Origin of the sequence: Aurantimonas aggregata (genome assembly GCF_010500835.1) — a bacterium.
GTDB lineage: Bacteria > Pseudomonadota > Alphaproteobacteria > Rhizobiales > Rhizobiaceae > Aurantimonas > Aurantimonas aggregata.
This window is the reverse complement of record NZ_JAAAMJ010000093.1, coordinates 1-620: the sequence shown is the minus strand read 5'-3', so window position 1 is coordinate 620 and position 620 is coordinate 1. Positions and strand designations below refer to the sequence as shown.

Sequence of the window (620 nt, the reverse complement as noted above, 5' to 3'; positions counted from 1 at the left end):
TAGTCCTTCCAGCGGAAGGAAACGCGACCGTCATCGCTCATATCGACGAGCCGTGCGTTCGAGATGGCAACCCGATGGGTGTAGCGGCCGAGATAGGCCAGCACCTGCTCCGGCCCGCCGAAGGGCGGCTTGGCATAGACGACCCATTCGACCTGGCGAAGCTCGCGCAGCCTGCGGGCGAAGGCCGCGGACTGGGCAAGGCCGGCGAGATTGCCGAAGAATGCGAGTTCACCTGCAGCGAAGGCGGCTTGCAGTTCTTCCAGGAACCGGCGGCGGAAAAGGCGCGAGAGGACGCGGACCGGGAGGAAGAAACCCGGTTTGCAGGCAACCCATCGCGAGCCGTCAAGCGAGGGGCCGCCGCCCGGCACGATGCAATGGAGGTGGGGATGATAGGTGAGGGTCTGGCCCCAGCTATGGAGGACGGCGACAAGGCCGATCTCGGCGCCGAGATGCTTCTCGTCGGCGCCGATGGTGCGCAGCGTCTCGGCCGCGGTCCTGAACAGGATCGCGTAGACCCTGGCCTTGTTCTGGAACGCGATCTCGGCGACAGGCGTGGGCAGCGTGAAGACGACGTGGAAGTACGGCACCGGCAAGAGGTCCGCCTGGCGAGCCGCGAGCCA

General features: G+C 66.5%; 1 protein-coding gene. It reads right to left on the bottom strand.

The features are described from left to right. Window positions 1-620, bottom strand: a 620-nt coding sequence (locus GTW51_RS23410; RefSeq protein WP_163046417.1) for an IS91 family transposase, incomplete at both ends; no start/stop codon positions are given.